Annotated in this window: 15 protein-coding genes, 1 tRNA gene and 1 rRNA gene; all 17 read left to right on the forward strand. The window is 70.8% G+C overall.

Going from position 1 to position 16,627, the window contains the following annotated elements; translation table 11 throughout:
• A 5S ribosomal RNA gene (rrf, locus tag J2851_RS36760) occupies positions 1–74 on the forward strand; the annotation flags it as partial.
• A 90-nt stretch (positions 75–164) separates the two neighbouring features.
• Positions 165–241, forward strand: a tRNA-Met gene (locus tag J2851_RS29535).
• 71 nt (positions 242–312) lie between these two features.
• A complete protein-coding gene (locus J2851_RS29540; protein WP_209770924.1) occupies positions 313–480 on the forward strand; it encodes a hypothetical protein in 168 nt (55 codons plus the stop codon).
• A gap of 367 nt (positions 481–847) precedes the next feature.
• Positions 848–1,717, forward strand: a complete 870-nt coding sequence (locus J2851_RS29545; protein WP_209770926.1) for a GntR family transcriptional regulator — start codon at positions 848–850, stop codon at positions 1,715–1,717.
• Between the two features lie 5 nt (positions 1,718–1,722).
• Positions 1,723–2,967: an ABC transporter substrate-binding protein gene (locus J2851_RS29550; RefSeq protein ID WP_209770927.1), complete on the forward strand. Its 1,245-nt coding sequence runs from the start codon at positions 1,723–1,725 to the stop codon at positions 2,965–2,967.
• A 109-nt stretch (positions 2,968–3,076) separates the two neighbouring features.
• Positions 3,077–3,949, forward strand: a complete 873-nt coding sequence (locus tag J2851_RS29555) for a branched-chain amino acid ABC transporter permease (RefSeq protein ID WP_209770929.1) — start codon at positions 3,077–3,079, stop codon at positions 3,947–3,949.
• Complete coding sequence (locus tag J2851_RS29560; RefSeq protein WP_209770932.1) at positions 3,946–4,944, forward strand: branched-chain amino acid ABC transporter permease; 999 nt, start codon at positions 3,946–3,948, stop codon at positions 4,942–4,944. Before J2851_RS29555 ends, J2851_RS29560 begins: the two co-directional genes overlap by 4 nt.
• A complete protein-coding gene (locus J2851_RS29565) occupies positions 4,931–5,677 on the forward strand; it encodes an ABC transporter ATP-binding protein (protein WP_209770934.1) in 747 nt (248 codons plus the stop codon). Before J2851_RS29560 ends, J2851_RS29565 begins: the two co-directional genes overlap by 14 nt.
• On the forward strand, positions 5,670–6,383 hold the full coding sequence (locus J2851_RS29570) for an ABC transporter ATP-binding protein (protein ID WP_209770937.1): 714 nt from the start codon (positions 5,670–5,672) through the stop codon (positions 6,381–6,383). The genes J2851_RS29565 and J2851_RS29570 overlap by 8 nt, the downstream gene beginning before the upstream one ends.
• A gap of 26 nt (positions 6,384–6,409) precedes the next feature.
• Positions 6,410–7,837 (forward strand): MmgE/PrpD family protein, encoded by a 1,428-nt coding sequence (locus tag J2851_RS29575; protein WP_209770940.1) that lies wholly within the window; start codon positions 6,410–6,412, stop codon positions 7,835–7,837.
• 1 nt (position 7,838) lies between these two features.
• Positions 7,839–8,741 (forward strand): isocitrate lyase/PEP mutase family protein, encoded by a 903-nt coding sequence (locus J2851_RS29580; RefSeq protein ID WP_209770942.1) that lies wholly within the window; start codon positions 7,839–7,841, stop codon positions 8,739–8,741.
• Positions 8,738–10,498, forward strand: coding sequence for a hydantoinase B/oxoprolinase family protein (locus J2851_RS29585; RefSeq protein ID WP_246501018.1), 1,761 nt, complete (start codon positions 8,738–8,740; stop codon positions 10,496–10,498). The genes J2851_RS29580 and J2851_RS29585 overlap by 4 nt, the downstream gene beginning before the upstream one ends.
• A gap of 19 nt (positions 10,499–10,517) precedes the next feature.
• Positions 10,518–12,602 (forward strand): hydantoinase/oxoprolinase family protein, encoded by a 2,085-nt coding sequence (locus tag J2851_RS29590; protein WP_209770944.1) that lies wholly within the window; start codon positions 10,518–10,520, stop codon positions 12,600–12,602.
• A complete protein-coding gene (locus J2851_RS29595; RefSeq protein ID WP_209770946.1) occupies positions 12,599–13,213 on the forward strand; it encodes a cysteine hydrolase family protein in 615 nt (204 codons plus the stop codon). Before J2851_RS29590 ends, J2851_RS29595 begins: the two co-directional genes overlap by 4 nt.
• Positions 13,210–14,619: an FAD-dependent oxidoreductase gene (locus J2851_RS29600; protein ID WP_209770948.1), complete on the forward strand. Its 1,410-nt coding sequence runs from the start codon at positions 13,210–13,212 to the stop codon at positions 14,617–14,619. Before J2851_RS29595 ends, J2851_RS29600 begins: the two co-directional genes overlap by 4 nt.
• A complete protein-coding gene (gene leuC / locus J2851_RS29605; RefSeq protein WP_209770950.1) occupies positions 14,616–16,022 on the forward strand; it encodes a 3-isopropylmalate dehydratase large subunit in 1,407 nt (468 codons plus the stop codon). Before J2851_RS29600 ends, leuC begins: the two co-directional genes overlap by 4 nt.
• Entirely contained in the window at positions 16,019–16,624 is a 606-nt protein-coding gene (leuD, locus tag J2851_RS29610; RefSeq protein WP_343206626.1) for a 3-isopropylmalate dehydratase small subunit, read from the forward strand. Before leuC ends, leuD begins: the two co-directional genes overlap by 4 nt.
• Positions 16,625–16,627: the final 3 nt, after the last annotated feature.

Raw genomic sequence — 16,627 nt, forward strand, 5'->3', positions numbered from 1 at the left:
GAACTCGGCCGTGAAACGCCTCAGCGCCGATGGTACTGCGTCTCAAGACGTGGGAGAGTAGGTCGCCGCCAGGTCACCACGGCACACGCCAAGCCACCCGCCCGGACAGGCCGCACACCACACCGTCACTTGCACGCGTCCTCACAGCGTCCCGTCCCCACACCCGCGGGGTGGAGCAGCCCGGTAGCTCGTCAGGCTCATAACCTGAAGGTCGCAGGTTCAAATCCTGCCCCCGCAACCAAATTTATCTGCTCGGCAAGGCCGGCCCCAGAGACGGGGCCGGCCTTTCGCGTTCCGGAGCACAGCGCCAGGATGCCGGCCAGCGCACCGTGCAGGTCCACCCGCAGCGTACCGTCCTCCGGCGTCAGCACCACGGCCTCGACCAACGACCGGATCAGTTCCGCCGCCTCGGCCTGCGTGTCGGGCGTGGTCAGCGCGTCCTGCAGCGCCATCACCCTCGCCCGATCCTCCGCCCTGTAGGCGGTGTCTTTGGCGCCAGTGGTGAGCACGACGTAGAGTTCCTGGCCCACGGAGATGTCGCGGGTCAGGTCCTTCAGGCGCGTCCCCGCGTCGTTGGCGGCGCCCGCGTCGGACTTCAGCGCGGCCTGCTGGGCGGTCAGCGAGGCGTACGTAAGGCACCATGCGCGAGACGGTGACGTAGAAATCTTCCTTCTTGGCCCGGAAGGGGAAATGCGGAAAACCCGGTGCGGCGCACAGCCGGAGTCCGGGTCCGGAACGTTCGCACTCCAAACATCGCTGTTGACCAAAGCTGTATTATCGATCATACAGGTTCCTGTCTGATCGAGATGCAGGCGGCGGTTTCCGGCGAGAGGGGAGGCGGGGCACTGTGAAGTCGGCGGTGGAACCCCTGAAGGCGCGCAGGATCTATCTGCTGCTGCGCGACCGCATCGTCGCCGGCGAGCTGCCGCCCGGCGGGCGCCTGCCGGGGGAGCCGGCGCTGGCGGCGGAGCACGCGGTGTCGCGGGTGACCGTGCGCCGGGCGCTCGATCTTCTGGAAAAGGAAGGGCTGGTGCAGCGCAAGCCCGGTTCCGGCACCTTCGTCCACGACAGCCGCAGCGTCCGCCCCATCGTCGCCGACCTGTCCAACGTGCTGTCGCACCTGATCGACATGGGGCGCAGCACCGACGTGAAGCTGCTGTCCTTCGGTTATGTCGCGCCGTCCGAGGCGATCGCCGACAGCCTGGGGCTGAAGCCCGGCGAACGGGTCCAGCGGTCGGTGCGCGTTCGCCTGATCGACGGGGAGCCCTTTTCCTACCTGACCACCCATGTGCCGGAATGGCTCGGCCTGACCTATTCGGAGGCGGAACTGGCGGCGCGCCCGCTGCTGGAGCTGATCGAGCGGTCGGGCGTGAAGACCGAGCGCGCCACCCAGGCGATCAACGCCACGCTGGCCGGGCCGGAGGCGGCGGCGGCGCTCGACCTGGAGATCGGTTCCCCGCTGCTGACGCTGACCCGCATCGTGTACGAGCCGTCCGGCCGCGGGGTGGAGCATCTGCACGCGCTGTACCGGCCCGACCGCTACAGCTTCCACATGGATCTGGTGCGCATCGGCGACGACGGCGAACGGCGCTGGAGCCCGGCGCTGGGCTGGCCGCGCGCCCCCAATAAAACCAAGGCCGATAAAGCAAAGACCGACAAAAACAAACCGGGCGAAAAGCCCACCCGCGGTCCGCGGGCCATCAAACAGAGGAGTTGAGCGTTATGGGACGTTCGGTTCAGGACTCCGCCATCTCCGGCATTTCCCGCCGCACGGTGCTGAAGGCCGGCGCCGCGGCCGCCGCCTTCACCGTGGTTCCGGTGGCCGCCCCGTCGATTCTGCGGGCGCAGACCCCGGCCGTGAAGATCGGCATTCTCCAGCCGGTGACCGGCGCGCTCGCCCATGACGGCGACCTGGGCCGGCTGGGCGCCGAACTGGCGATCAACGAGATCAACGCGGCGGGCGGCATCAAGGCGCTGGGCGGCGCCAAGATCGAAATGCTGTTCGGCGACGCCCGTTCCACGCCCGAAGCCGGCACGCAGGAGGTGGAGCGCATGCAGGCCGAGGGCGTGTCCGCCATCGTCGGCGGCTTCGCCAGCCCGATCTGCCTCGCCGCCTCGCAGGCCGCGGCGCGCTACGACCTGCCGTACCTGGTCGACGTCGGCGTGTCGGACCAGATCATGACGCGCGGCCTCGCCAACACCTTCCGCTTCAGCCCCGGCTTCGGCAAGGTCACGCAGGTGGCGCTCGACAACCTGACCGCGATCAACGAGCGGGCGGGCAAGCCGGCGAAGACCGTCGTGCTGGTGCACGAGGACGGGCTGTTCGGCTCCGGCCTCGCCAAGCTGCTGCAGGCCGAGCTGCCCAAGCGCGGCTTCGAGATCCTGGAGACCATCGCCCATCCGACGCCGGCGCGCGACATGTCCAACGTGGCGCTGCGCATCCGTTCGCTGAACCCGGACCTGGTCATCCCGTCCAACTACTACGGCGAGTTCGTGCTGCTCGCCCGCACCATGCAGCAGCAGCGCATCAAGCCGAAGGGCGTCTACGCGATCCTGGGCGGGGCGGCGTCGAACGGGCGCTTTGTCAAGGAATTCCCGCAGGCGGCCCAGAACGTCATCGACTGCAACCACTGGCACGACCCGAAGAACCCGAAGGCGCTGGCCCTGCGCAAGGCGGTGGAAGGGCAGGGCAAGTCCTTCGCCTACAACGTCCCGCTGAACTACTCGAACCTGCTGCTGCTGGCCGACGCCATCGAGCGCGCCGGCTCCGCGGATCGCAAGAAGATCATCGAGGCGCTGAACGCCTCCACCTTCGCCGGCCACATCATGCCCTATGGGCCGACGAAGTTCGTGAACGGCCAGAACGAGGGCGCCACCCCGATCAACACCCAGATCCAGGGGGAGGACATCAAGGTGATCTTCCCCGAAGCCTTTGCCGAGGCGAAGGCCAACTTCCCGGCGGCGTGATCCGCCCTTCCGCTTTCGCACCTCCGCATTGTCCCTCACCCGTCCAGGGTTGCCGCGAACCGGCGCCCGGACGGGTGCGGGAGCCATTTCCCATCAGGCGCGGGCTGCCATGTATTCACCTCAGATCATCCTGGAAGCGGCGTTGAACGGGCTGATGACCGGTGCGGTCTACGCGCTGATCGCGCTCGGCCTGACGCTGATCTACGGCGTGCTGCACATCATCAACTTCGCCCACGGCGCGCTGCTGACCTGCGCGATGTTCGCGGTGTGGATCGCCTGGGCTTGGCTGGGCCTCGACCCCTATCTGGTGATCCTGCCGCTGGTGCCGCTGATGTTCGCGCTCGGCTACGGCTTGCAGCGCTTCGTCATCGGGCCGGCCAGCCATGGCGACGACGGCAACATCCTGCTGGTCACGCTGGGCCTGTCGATCGTGCTGGAGAATGTGCTGCTGGCGCTGTTCCAGTCCGACACCCGCACGCTCGACACCGATTATTCCTTCCAGGTGGTGGCGCTGGGGCCGCTGCTGCTCTCCTACCCGCGGGTGATCGGGCTGGGGGTGGCGGTGGTGGTCACCGGCCTCCTGTGGCTGGTGCTGAACCGCACCGACACCGGCAAGGCGATCCGCGCCGTCGCCAAGGAGAAGCTGGGCGCCAACCTGGTCGGCATCGACGTGCCGCACGTCTACGCCGTCACCTTCGGGCTGGGCTGCGCCTGCCTTGCCGTGGCGGCGGGCTTGCTGATGCCGACCTTCTACGTCAACCCGCGCATCGGCGGCGCCTTCGTGCTGGTCGCCTTCACCGTGGTGGTGCTGGGCGGCATGGGCTCGCTGCCCGGCGCGCTGCTGGGCGGCCTGTTCATCGGCGTGGTGGAGAGCCTGTGCGGCCTGTTGCTGGGCGACAGCCTGGGCCAGATCGGCATCTTCCTGATCTTCATCGCCGTGCTGCTGGTGCGGCCGACCGGCCTGTTCGGAGCCAAGGCATGACCGCGCGCGACCTGATCCCGATCGCCGTCCTGACCGTCCTGGCGGCCCTGCTGCCGCTGGTGGTGACGTCCAGCCCGGTGCTGAACTTCCTGGTCTTCATGCTGATCGTGGCACTGGGCGCGCAGGGCTGGAACATCCTGGGCGGCTTCGGCGGCCAGTTCAGCTTCGGCCACGCCGCCTTCTTCGGCACCGGCGCCTACGCGACGGCGATCCTGCAGCTGCGCTACGGCGTCAACGCCTGGGCCGGGCTGGTCCTGGCGACGGCGGCCGGGGCGGCGGTCGGCTGGGCCATCGGCTTCCTCAGCTTCCGGTCGGGCCTGCGCGGGTCGTACTTCGCGCTGGTCACGCTGGCTTTTGCCGAGGTGTTCCGCATCCTCGCCAACGCCGCCTCCTTCACCGGTGGTGCGGCCGGCCTGCTGATCAAGCTGGACGTCCACCCGGCCAACCTGCAATTCGCCGACCGCGCCGTCTTCTACTGGCTGGTGCTGGCGCTGGTCGCCGCGGTGCTTCTGCTGACGCGCTGGATCCAGCGCTCTCGCTTCGGGGCCCAGCTGGTCGCGGTGCGCGAGAACGAGGACGCGGCCAAGGCGCTGGGTGTGGACTCCCTGAAGGTGAAGCTGCGCGCCATCGCCCTGTCGGGCGGCGTGACGGCGCTGTCCGGCTGCCTCTACGCCCAGTACTTCCTCTACATCGACGCCAACATCGCCTACGGCAGCTGGATTTCGGTGGAGTTGCTGCTGGCCCCGATCATCGGCGGCGTCGGCACCGTCTTCGGCCCCGTGGTCGGCGCGCTGACCCTGCATGGGCTGGGCGAGGTCGCCAAGCAGTTCGCCGGCCGCATCCCCGGCATCGACCTGATCGTCTTCGGCACCGTGCTGGTGCTGGCCGTCGCCTTTGCCCGCGGCGGCATCCTGGGCCTGCTGGAGCGGCTGCGCGACCGCGGCCGCGGGATGGTGGCGCGCGGCGCCAAGGAGGTTTCCCATGCTGGCCGTTGATGGCGTTTCAAAGCGTTTCGGCGGGCTGATGGCGGTGGACGGCGCGTCGCTGGCGCTGGAGCCCGGCGGGATCGTCGGCCTGATCGGGCCGAATGGCGCCGGCAAGACCACGCTGTTCTCGATGATCTCCGGCTTCGTGCCCCCGAGCGACGGGCGCATCCGGTTCGAGGGCACCGACATCACGGCGGAAGAGCCGCACCGCCGGGCGGAGCGCGGCATCGGCCGCACCTTCCAGATCGTCCAGCCCTTCGCCGGGCTGACGGTGTGCGAGAACATCGCGGTCGGCGCCTATCTGCGCCATGCCAAGCGGGCCGACGCCACCGCCCGGGCGCGCGAGGTGGCGCGCCGGGTCGGGCTGGCGGCCGAGCTGGACCGGCCGGCCGGCGGGCTGACGGTGGCCGGGCGCAAGCGGCTGGAGCTGGCCCGCGCGCTCGCCACCGAACCGAAGCTGCTGCTGCTGGACGAGGTTCTGGCCGGCCTGAACCCGTCGGAGATCCGCGACATCATCCCGGTGATCCGGGGCATCCGCGACGAAGGGGTGACGATCCTGATGATCGAGCACGTCATGCAGGCGGTGATGAACCTGTGCGAGCGCGTCTATGTGCTGGCGCAAGGGCGCATGATCGCCGAGGGGCCGCCCGCCGCCGTCTGCGCCGACCCCCGTGTGATCGAGGCCTATCTCGGCCACGGCGCCGCCGCCCGCCTGAAGGCGGAGGGGGCGGCCCATGGCTGAGCCGCTTCTGGACATCCGGGGCCTGAAGACCGGCTACGGCGCGACCGAGGTGCTGCGCGGCATCGACATGGCCGTGCAGGACGGCGAGATCGTCACGGTCCTCGGCTCCAACGGCGTCGGCAAGACCACGCTGAACAAGGTGCTGTCGGGCGTGCTGCCGCCCTGGGCGGGGGAGATCCGGTTCGCCGGCCGCCGCATCGACGGCAAGTCCGCCGCGCGCATCGTGGAGGAGGGGCTGATCCAGGTGCCGGAAGGCCGCAAGATCTTCCCCAACCTGTCGATCCGCGAGAATCTGGAGCTTGGCAGCTACCGCCGCGGCAAGCCGAACCGGGCGCGGAACCTGGAGCGCATCTTCACCACCTTTCCCCGCCTGAAGGAGCGGGAGGCGCAGCTGGCCGGCACGCTGTCGGGGGGTGAGCAGCAGATGCTGGCCATCGGCCGCGGCATGATGGCCGAACCGCTGCTGCTGATCCTGGACGAACCGTCGCTCGGCCTCTCGCCCCTGGTGGTGGAGGAGATGTTCGGGCTGATCCGCAGGCTGAACGGCGGCGGGCTGGCGATCCTGCTGGTGGAGCAGAACGTCGTCCAGTCGCTGGAGGTCGCCCGACGGGCCTACATCCTTGAAAACGGCGTCTTCGCGCTGTCGGGACCGTCCGACGAGATCGCGCGCGACCCCGAATTGAAACGCACCTATCTCGGCCTCTGAAGGGCCGTCCGCCTGGGAGCGGTGACATGACAAGCCTGTCCTTCGACGTGAAGCCGGCGAGCGAGCTGCTCGCCGCCGCCCGGCCGTCCTGGCTCGACCGCTGGGGCGCCTTCGCCGCCGGCCTGACCTTCGCCGACCTGCCGGCCCCGGTGGTGGAGCGGGCGAAGCTGGTGCTGCTCGATTGCATCGGCGTGATCGCCGCCGGCATGCAGGAACCGGAATGCCGCGCCCTGGCCGGCCGCATGGCCGAGACCGGCGGCGCCGGCGACTGCCCGGCCATCGGTGCTGGGCGCGGTTTCGCCGCCGGTCCGGCCGCCTTCCTCAACGGTGTGGCCGGAACCATGCTGGAGCTGGACGAGGGCAACCAGTACGCCCGCGGCCATCCGGGGATTCATGTCCTCCCGGCGATCCTTGCCGCCGCCCCGCGCCAGACATCCTCCGGCGCGGACCTGCTGACCGCGCTGGCACTGGGCTACGAGATCGGGTCGCGCATCGGCATCGCCGCCAAGCTGCTGGTCACCACCCACCCGCACGGCACCTGGGGCACCGCGGGGGCGGCGCTGGGCGTGGCCCACCTGAACCGGGCCGACGCGGCCGCGATGATCGAGACGCTGAACATCGCCTCCACCCTCGGCCTCGCCACCAGCCGGCGGACGATGCTGGAGGGCGGAACCGTGCGCAACGCCTACGCCGGCGTGTCGAACCAGCTGGGCCTGACCGCCTGGGATCTGGCGGCCAGCGGCTTCGTCGGGGAGACCGACGGGGTGGGCAGCGTGTTCGGCGGCGTCATCGCCACCGACTTCCGGCCGGAACTGATGGTGGAGGAGCTGGGCGAACGCTGGGAAATCGCCCGCAACTACTTCAAGCGCCACGCCGCCTGCCGCTACACCCACGGCGCGCTCGACGCGCTGGGCGACATCGTGGCGCGGGCCGGCGGGCGGATCGCCCCGGCCGACGTCGCGGCCATCGAGGTCGACACCTACGTCTGGGCCGCGCAGCTGAATGGCCCGGAGCCGAAGAACATGCTGGCGGCGAAATTCTCGCTGCCCTTCGCGCTGGCGACCTTCCTCGCCAACGGCGCCGCGACCCCGGACGCCTTCCGCGATGGCGCGCGGGAGGATGCGGCGACCCGCGACCTCGCCCGCCGGGTGACGGTGCGCGAGGACCGTGACCTGACCGCCCGCCTTCCAGGATTGCGCCCGGCCCGCGTCCGCCTGACGCTCGCCGACGGCCGCAGCTTCGCGGCGGAGGCCCTGACCAACAAGGGCGACACCGAGGATCCCTACAGCCCGGACGAGGTGCGCGCGAAGTTCGCCGACCTCGCCGCTCCGGTCTGGGGCGCCGCCCACGCCGCCGCCATCGCGGATTGCGTCGAGTCCATCGACCGCGCGGCCGACCTTTCAACCCTGACCCGGCTTCTGTCGGCGCCTGCCGTTGCCGGGGGGAGCGCCTGAGATGACCCATTCCGATCTCGCCTTCAAAAATCGGCTCGCCGAGGATCGCGTCGTGCTGGCCCCCGGCGTCTACGACGCCTTCACCGCCTCGCTGGCGGCGGCGGCGGGGTTCGAGGCGCTGTATCTGTCGGGTGCCGCCATCGCCTACACCCGGCTCGGCCGGCCCGACATCGGGCTGGTGTCGGTCAGCGAGGTGGCGGACACCATCGCGCTGGTGCGCGACCGCGTGCCGACGCCGCTGGTGGTGGACGCCGACACCGGCTACGGCAACGCGCTGAACGTGCAGCGCACCGTGCGCATGTTCGAACGGGCCGGCGCCACCGCCCTCCAGCTTGAGGACCAGAGCTTCCCCAAGCGCTGCGGCCACCTGACCGACAAGGCGGTGATCCCGGCGGGCGAGATGGCCGGCAAGATCAAGGCGGCGGTCGATGCCCGCGCCAGCGAAGGCACCCTGATCATCGCGCGCACCGACGCGGTGGCGGTGGAAGGCGTCCCGGCGGCGCTCGACCGCGCCCGTCTCTACGTCGAGGCCGGCGCCGACGTGCTGTTCGTCGAAGCGCCGAAGAGCCGGGAGCAGCTCTCTGCCATCGCCACTGACCTCGGCGGTATCCGCCCGCTGCTGGCCAACATGGTGGAGGGCGGGCAGACGCCGATCAGCTCCGCCGCCGACCTTGGCGACTTGGGCTACCGGCTGGTGATCTTCCCCGGCGGCATCGTGCGGGCGCTGGCCCGGCAGGCGCAGGACTATTACGCCTCGCTGGCTGCCCACGGCACCACCCAGCCCTTCCGCGACCGCATGTTCGACTTCAACGCGCTGAACGACCTGATCGGCACGCCGGAGATGCTGGCGCTCGGCGAGACTTACAAGGACTTCACCTCCGCAAAGCGGGAGGACGCGGCATGACCATTCAGAAAACCACCACCAAATCCATGGACATCGACCCCGTCACGCTCGCCGTCCTGAAGGGCCGGCTGGAGCAGATCGCCGACGAGATGGACGCGACGCTCTACCGCTCCGCCTTCAACCCGATCATCGCGGAGGCGCGCGACGCCTGCCACGGTCTCTACCATGCGGAGACCGGCGCCACCCTGGTGCAGGGCACCAACGGCTTGCCGATCTTCGTCGGCGCCATGGCCTTCGCGGTCAAGGCGGTGATCGACAAGGTGGCGAAGGAGGGCGACCTCCATCCCGACGACATCTTCCTGTTCAACGATCCCTACGACGGCGGAACCCACCTGAACGACTTCCGGCTGGTGCGGCCGATCTTCCGCCAGGGCCGCCTGTTCTGCTGGATGGCGTCGGTCGGCCACTGGCTCGACATCGGCGGCAATGTGCCGGGCAACTTCAACGCGCGGGCCACCGACAGCTTCCAGGAGGGCGTGCGCATCCCGCCGGTGAAGCTGGTCCGGGCCGGCGTGATGAACCACGACCTGTTGGCGATTCTCGCCGCCAACTCCCGCGTGCCGGTGTCCAATTACGGCGACTTGAACGGGCAGCTGAACGCGCTGGATCTCGGCGTGCGCCGCCTGACCGAGCTGCTGGACGAGCATGGCGAGGAGACGGTATCCGCCGCCTTCGACGCCTTCACCGCGCGCGCCGACGCCCTGATGCGCAGCGCGCTGTCCAAGCTGCCCGACGGCACCTACAGCTTCGAGGATTATCTCGACAACGACGGCATCACGGCGGACAAGCTGCGCATCGCGCTGGACCTCACCATCGAGGGCGACCGGATGGTGCTGGACTTCTCCCGCTCCTCCGCCCCCTGCGCCGGGCCGCTGAACATCGCCTATTCCACGGCGGTCGCCTGCTGCTACGTCGCGCTGAAGCATGTCTTCACCGACGTGCCGGCCAACGCCGGCTGCCTCAACCCGATCACCTTCGTCATTCCGGAAAGCACGCTGCTGGCGGTGAAGCCGCCCAAGCCGGTCGGCGGCTATACGGAGACCATCCTGCGCGTCATCGGCGTGGTGTTCGGCGCGCTGGCCCTGGCCGATCCCGCCCGCGCCACCGCCGCCCCCTTCGGCACCATCAACGCGCTGTCGCTGGCCGGCCACCGCCAGGACGGCTCGCGCTGGGTCATGTTCTCCTTCTTCGGCGGCGGCCTGGGCGGCAACCCGGAGAGCGACGGGCTGAACCACGCCAACAACCCGATCTCCACCGCCACCATCCCGCCGGTGGAAATCCTGGAGGCGGCCTATCCGGTGATGTTCACCCAATGGGCGCTGCGCCCGGACTCATCCGGCGCCGGCCTGCACCGTGGCGGGTTGGGTGCGGTCTACGAGATCGAGGCGCTGACCGACGCCGACGTCTTCCTGCTGGGCGAGCGTGGCGTCTTCGCGCCCTTCGGCGTGGCCGGCGGCACGCCCGCGGCCCTGAACCGCTTTACGTGGCAGAGCGACGAGGGCGAGAAGTCGCCGCCGCTCGCCTCCAAGGTCACCGACGTGAAGATCCGCGACGGCCAGCGCGTGCGGCTGGAGACGCCCGGCGGCGGCGGCTGGGGCGACCCGAAGCGCCGCGATGCGGAGGCCGTGGCCCGCGACGTGCGGCTCGGCTACCTCGGCCGGGAGGCGGCGCGCAGCGCCTACGGCGTGGCGCTGACCGACGACGGCGCGCTCGACCCCGCCGCCACCGCGGCGCTCCGCGAAACCCCCGCCGCCTGACGATTCCGGGACCAAGACCATGAGCAAAGGCATCTCCACGGGTGCGATCGTCGGCGTCGATGTTGGCGGCACCTTTACCGACCTGTTCCACTACGACGAGGCGCGCGGCAGCTTCCGCACCGCCAAGGTCCCCTCCAACCGCGGCGACGAGGCGGTCGGCTTCCTGGCCGGCCTGCAAAGCTTCGGCCCGGTAGCGGAACTCGGCTCCATCGTCCACGGCACCACCGTCGGCACCAACGCGCTTCTGGAACGCAAGGGCGCCAAGGTCGGGCTGATCACCACCGCCGGCTTCCGCGACGTGCTGGAGATGCGCCGCCGCGACCGCCGCCACACCTGGGGCCTGTGGGGCGACTTCGTCCCCGTGGTCGACCGCGACCTGCGGCTGGAGGTGGCGGAGCGCACGCTGGCCGACGGCACCATCCGCACCGCCATCGACCCGGAAGAGGTCCGCGCCGCCGCCCGCCGTCTGGCCGAGATGGGGGCGAAAGCGCTCGCCATCGTCTTCATCAACGCCTACGCCAACCCCGCCAACGAGCTGGCGGCGCTGGAGGCGGCGCGCGAGGTGTGGCCGAACGCCAACCTGGAATGCTCCTCCCGCATCCTGCCGGAAATCCGGGAGTTCGAGCGCACCTCCACCACCGCGCTGAACGCCTATCTCCAGCCGGTGGTCGGCAGCTACCTCGCCAAGCTCGACAACGCGCTGGCGGGGGAGGGGTTCGGCGGGCGCTTCCACATCGTGCAGTCGAACGGCGGCGTCATGTCCACCGACACCGCCCGGCGCCTGCCGGTGCGCACCGCTTTGTCCGGGCCGGCGGCCGGCGTCATCGCCGCGGCGGCGATCTCCAAGGCGGCGGGCTTCCCCAACGTCATCACCGGCGACCTCGGCGGCACCAGCTTCGACGTGTCGCTGGTGGTGGAGGGGCAGACCATGCTGGCGGCCCAGACCACCATCGACTTCGGCCTCGTCGTCCGCACCCCGATGATCGAGATCACCACCATCGGCGCCGGCGGCGGCTCCATCGCCGGGGTCGATCCCGGCGGTATGCTGCAGGTCGGGCCGGAAAGCGCCGGCTCGCGGCCGGGGCCGGTCTGCTACGGCCAGGGCAACACCCGCCCGACCCTGACCGACGCCAACGTGCTGCTCGGCCGCATCAACGCGGAGCGTCCCATCGGCGGCAAGCTTGCCCGGCTGGACGTGGACGCCGCACGGCAGGCCATCGCGACCCACGTTGCCGAACCCCTGGGCCTCGACGTCATGGCGGCGGCGGAGGCGGTGGTGCGCATCGCCAACAGCAAGATGGCCGGCGCCATCCGCCTCGTCTCCATCGAGCGCGGGCACGACCCGGCCAAGTTCGCCGCCGTGCCCTTCGGCGGTGGCGGGGCGCTCCATGTCGGCGCGCTGATCAAGGAGGTCGGTCTGAAGGCGGCGCTGGTGCCGCGCTTCCCCGGCGTGACCTCGGCGCTCGGCTGCGTCATCGCCGACATTCGCCACGATCAGGTGCAGACGGTCAACCTGCCGCTGGCCGGGGTCGACGCCGCGTCGCTCGACCGCCGCATGGTGGAGGAGGCCACCGCCGCCCGCGCGGTGGTGGAATCCGCCGGCCTCAGCGTCGATCGCATCGACCTCGTCTTCGAACTCGACATGCACTACATCGGCCAGACCCACACGGTCGCCGTGCCGCTGCCGGTGTCGGTGGAGAACGGCACGACCGGCCCCACCACAGGAATTGACGAGGCGACCATCCGCGCCGCCTTCGAGCGCGCCTATCAGGCATCCTTCAGCCGGCTGCTGCCGGGCGTCGGCGCCAAGATCGTCAACCTGCGCACCGCCGCCATCGGCCGCCGCCCGCATTTCGACCTCGCCGCCCTCGCCCCGCAGCCCGGCACGACGGTGGAGGGCGCCTACGCCGGGTCGCGGCCCGTGTGGTTCGACGGGGCGTGGCACGAGACGGCGGTCTACAACCGCCTGGACTTGCCGGTCGGCGCGTTGATCCAGGGTCCGGCAATCCTGGAGCAGCCGGACGCCACCACCGTCATCGACCCCGACCTCTCCGCCCGCGTCGATGGCTTCGGCAACGTCATCGTGGAAAGGACCGCCCGATGAGCGCCGCCGCGATTCCAATCGAGCGCACCGCCCTGCTAGTCTGCGACCTGCAGAACGACTTTCTGCACGCCGAGGGCGCCTATGGCCGCGCCGGCCAGACCGCGCCGGAGATCCTGGCCCTTCCGGAGCGGGTGAAGCCTCTGGCCGATCTGTTGCGCTCGCGCGGCGGCTGGGTGATCTCCACCAACTTCACCCTGGTGCCCGGCCGCGGCGGGGAGCCGATGATCTCCCCCCACCTGAAGGCGCTGCGCCCGTTCCTGGCGAAGGGCGATTTCCAGCCTGGAAGCTGGGGGCACCGCACGGTGGACACGCTCCAGCCCGTCGATGTGGAGGTGGAGAAGATCGCCTATTCCGCCTTCTACATGTCGCGGCTGGAATGGGTGCTGCGGAAATGCGGGGTGGAGCGGCTGCTGGTCTGCGGCATCGTAACCAACGGCGGCGTCGCCTCCACCGTGCGCGACGCCCATGTGCGCGAGTTCGACACCATCCTGCTGGAGGACGGCTGCGCCGCCTTCACCCCGCAGGTGCATGACGTCTCCGTCGCCGCCCTGCGCCCGGTCTGCCGCGTGGCGACCATCGCCACGATGCTGGAGGAGGTGGCCTCTCCATGAGCCGCATCCTGCCCGCCGACGGCGTGGAGTTCGAGTTCACGGTTCCCGTTGTCGTGATTGGCGGCGGGGCCGCGGGGATGATCGCCGCGCTCGCCGCCCATGAACGGGGGGCCGAGGTGCTGGTGCTGGAGCGCGACGCGCTGCCCCAGGGCTCCACCGCCCTGTCGGCCGGGCTGATCCCGGCGCCGGGCACCCGCTGGCAGCGCGAGGCCGGGATCGCGGACGGCCCGGAACGCTTCGCCGCCGACATCATCGCCAAGGCGAAGGGAGAGCCCGACCCGGCCGAGGTCGCCCGCGTCGCCCGGGCCGTCGGGCCGGCGCTGGAATGGCTGGCCGACCGCTATGGCCTGCCCTTCTCGGTGGTGGACAACTTCACCTATCCCGGCCACAGCGCCCGGCGCATGCACGGACTGCCCAGCCGGTCGGGGGCGGAGCTGATCGACCGGCTGCGCGGTGCCGTGGAGGCGGCCGGCATCGACGTTCTGTGCGAGGCGCACGTGACGGCGCTCTACGCCGACGGCCCCCGCGTCCGCGGCGTGGAGGTCACCCGGCCCGACGGCAGCGTGGAGCGGGTCGGCTGCGCGGCGCTGGTCCTCGCCTGCAACGGCTATGGCGGCAACAAGGCGCTGGTGGAGCGCCATGTGCCGGAGCTGGCCGACGCGCTCTATTTCGGCCATCCCGGCAACCAGGGCGACGCGCTGCTCTGGGGGCAGGCGCTGGGCGCCGCGACCCGGCACCTGTCGGGGCACCAGGGCCACGGCTCCGTCGCCCATCCCGCCGGCATCCTCGTCACCTGGGCGACGGTCACCGAAGGCGGCGTGCAGGTGAACACGGAAGGCAAGCGCTTCTCCAACGAGGCGCAGGGCTATTCGGAGCAGGCCGCCGTCGTGCTGCGCCAGCCCCAGGGCATCGCCTGGACCGTCTTCGACGAGCGCATCGCCGCCATCGCCCGTCAGTTCGAGGATTTCCGGCAGGCCGAAGCGATGGGCGCGGTGCTGGGCGCCGACACTCCCGCGGACCTCGCCCGCCTGATGAAGATCGACGCCGACGCGCTAACCGCCACGCTGGCCGAGGTTGACCGTTTGAAAGCCGGGGGCGGAACCGACGGCTTCGGCCGCGACTTCGCCGGCTCGGCGCCGCTGGTCCCGCCCTACCGCGCCGTCCGCGTCACCGGCGCGCTGTTCCACACCCAGGGCGGGCTGGTCGTCGATGACGACGCCCGCGTGTTGGATGGGCAGGGGAGGCCGCTGCCCAACCTCTTTGCCGCCGGCGGGGCCGCCTGCGGCGTGTCGGGATCGAAGGCGTCCGGCTACCTGTCCGGCAACGGCCTGCTGACCGCGGTGGCGCTGGGGCGCATCGCCGGGATGGCGGCTGCGGGCGCCGCAAGGGAGGAAACCAGCCAATGACCGCACAGCCACGCAGCCTGTTCGACAAGGTCTGGGACGCCCATGTGGTGGCGACCCGGCCGGACGGGCAGGCGCTGCTCGCCATCGACCGGCATTTCCTGCACGAGGGATCCTTCCACGCCTTCGGCATGATCGACCACGCCGGCCGCAAGGTGCGCCGGCCGGAGCTGACCTTCGCCGTCGCCGACCATTACGTGCCTTCGCATAGCCGGACCAAGCCGATCGCCGATCCGGAGATCGCCAACATGGTGACGATGCTGGAGGCGAACGCCGGCCGCCACGGGCTGCGCCATTTCGGCCTGCACGACCCGGCGCAGGGCATCGTCCATGTGCTGGCGCCGGAACAGGGCCTGACCCTGCCGGGCCTGACCATCGTCTGCGGCGACAGCCACACCTCCACCCACGGTGCCTTCGGGGCGCTGGCCTTCGGCATCGGCGCCACCGAAGTCTCGCATGTGCTGGCGACCCAGACGCTGTGGCAGCGCCGGCCCAAGACCATGCGCATCACCGTGGACGGGCTGCTGGGTCCGCATGTGACGGCCAAGGACCTGATCCTGGCGGTGATCGGCGCCATCGGCGCCGACGGGGCCGCGGGGCACGTGATCGAATACGCCGGCAGCGCCATCCGCGCCCTGTCCATGGAAGGCCGGCTGACCGTCTGCAACATGTCCATCGAGGCCGGAGCGCGGGCCGGCATGATCGCCCCCGACGACACGACCTTCTCCTGGATCGAGGGGCGGCACTACGCCCCCAAGGGGGCTCTGTTCGACCGCGCCGTCGAGCACTGGCGGACCCTGCCCAGCGACCCGGGCGCCGTCTTCGACCGCGAGGTGACGCTCGACGCCGCCGCCATCGCCCCGTCCGTCACCTGGGGCACCAGCCCGGAAACCGCGGTCCCGGTCACCGCCGCGGTTCCCGATCCGGGTGCGGAGGCGGATCCTGTGCGCGCCGGCCAGATGCGCAAGATGCTGGACTACATGGGCCTGACCCCCGGCACGCCGCTGGAGGATGTCGCCATCGACCGCGTCTTCATCGGGTCCTGCACCAACGCCCGGCTGGAGGACCTGCGCGACGCCGCCGCGGTGCTGCGCGGCCGGCGCGCCGTGGTGCCGGGGCTGGTGGTTCCGGGCTCGGTCCCGGTCCGCCGTCAGGCGGAGGCGGAGGGGCTGGACCGCGTCTTCATCGACGCCGGCCTGGAATGGGGCGAGCCCGGCTGCTCCATGTGCGTGGGCATCAACGGCGACCTCGTCCCGGCGGGGGAGCGCTGCGCCTCCACCACCAACCGCAACTTCCCCGGCCGCCAGGGCCCCAACGCCCGCACGCACCTGATGAGCCCGGCCATGGCCGCCGCCGCCGCGGCGACCGGGCACCTCACCGATGTGCGCAAGCTGGGAGCGTCATGAGCATGGACCCCTTCGTCACGCTGACCGCCCCGGCGGTGCCGCTCGACATCGCCAACATCGACACCGACCAGCTGCTGCCCGCGCGCTTCCTGAAGAAGCCGCGCAGCGCCGGCTACGGCAACTTCCTGTTCCATGACGAGCGCAAGCCCGTATTCCCGCTGGACGACCCCGCCTACGCCGGCGCGGCCGTGCTGGTGACCGACCGCAACTTCGGCTGCGGCTCCTCGCGGGAGGGGGCGGTCTACGCGCTGGTGGACGCCGGCTTCCGTTGCGTCGTCGCCCCCAGCTTCGGCGACATCTTCGCCGCCAACGCCGCCAAGAACGGCCTGCTGACCGTCACCCTGCCGGAGGAGACGGTGGCCACCTTGCGCCGCCAGCTTCAGGAGACGCCCGGCGCCACCGTCACCGTGGACCTGCCGGCCCAGACCCTGACCGGCCCGGACGGCAGCGCGCTGCCCTTCGCCATCGACCCCTTCAAGAAGGAATGCCTGATTGAGGGCCTCGACGACGTGGCCCTGACGCTCCGCCACCAGGACGCCATCGACTCCTTCGACCGCGCCGACGCCGCGGCGCGGCCATGGCTGGTGCCGGGCGGTCGGTAAAGG

It is taken from the genome of Azospirillum rugosum, from assembly GCF_017876155.1.
In the GTDB taxonomy this organism is placed as follows: Bacteria; Pseudomonadota; Alphaproteobacteria; order Azospirillales; family Azospirillaceae; genus Azospirillum; species Azospirillum rugosum.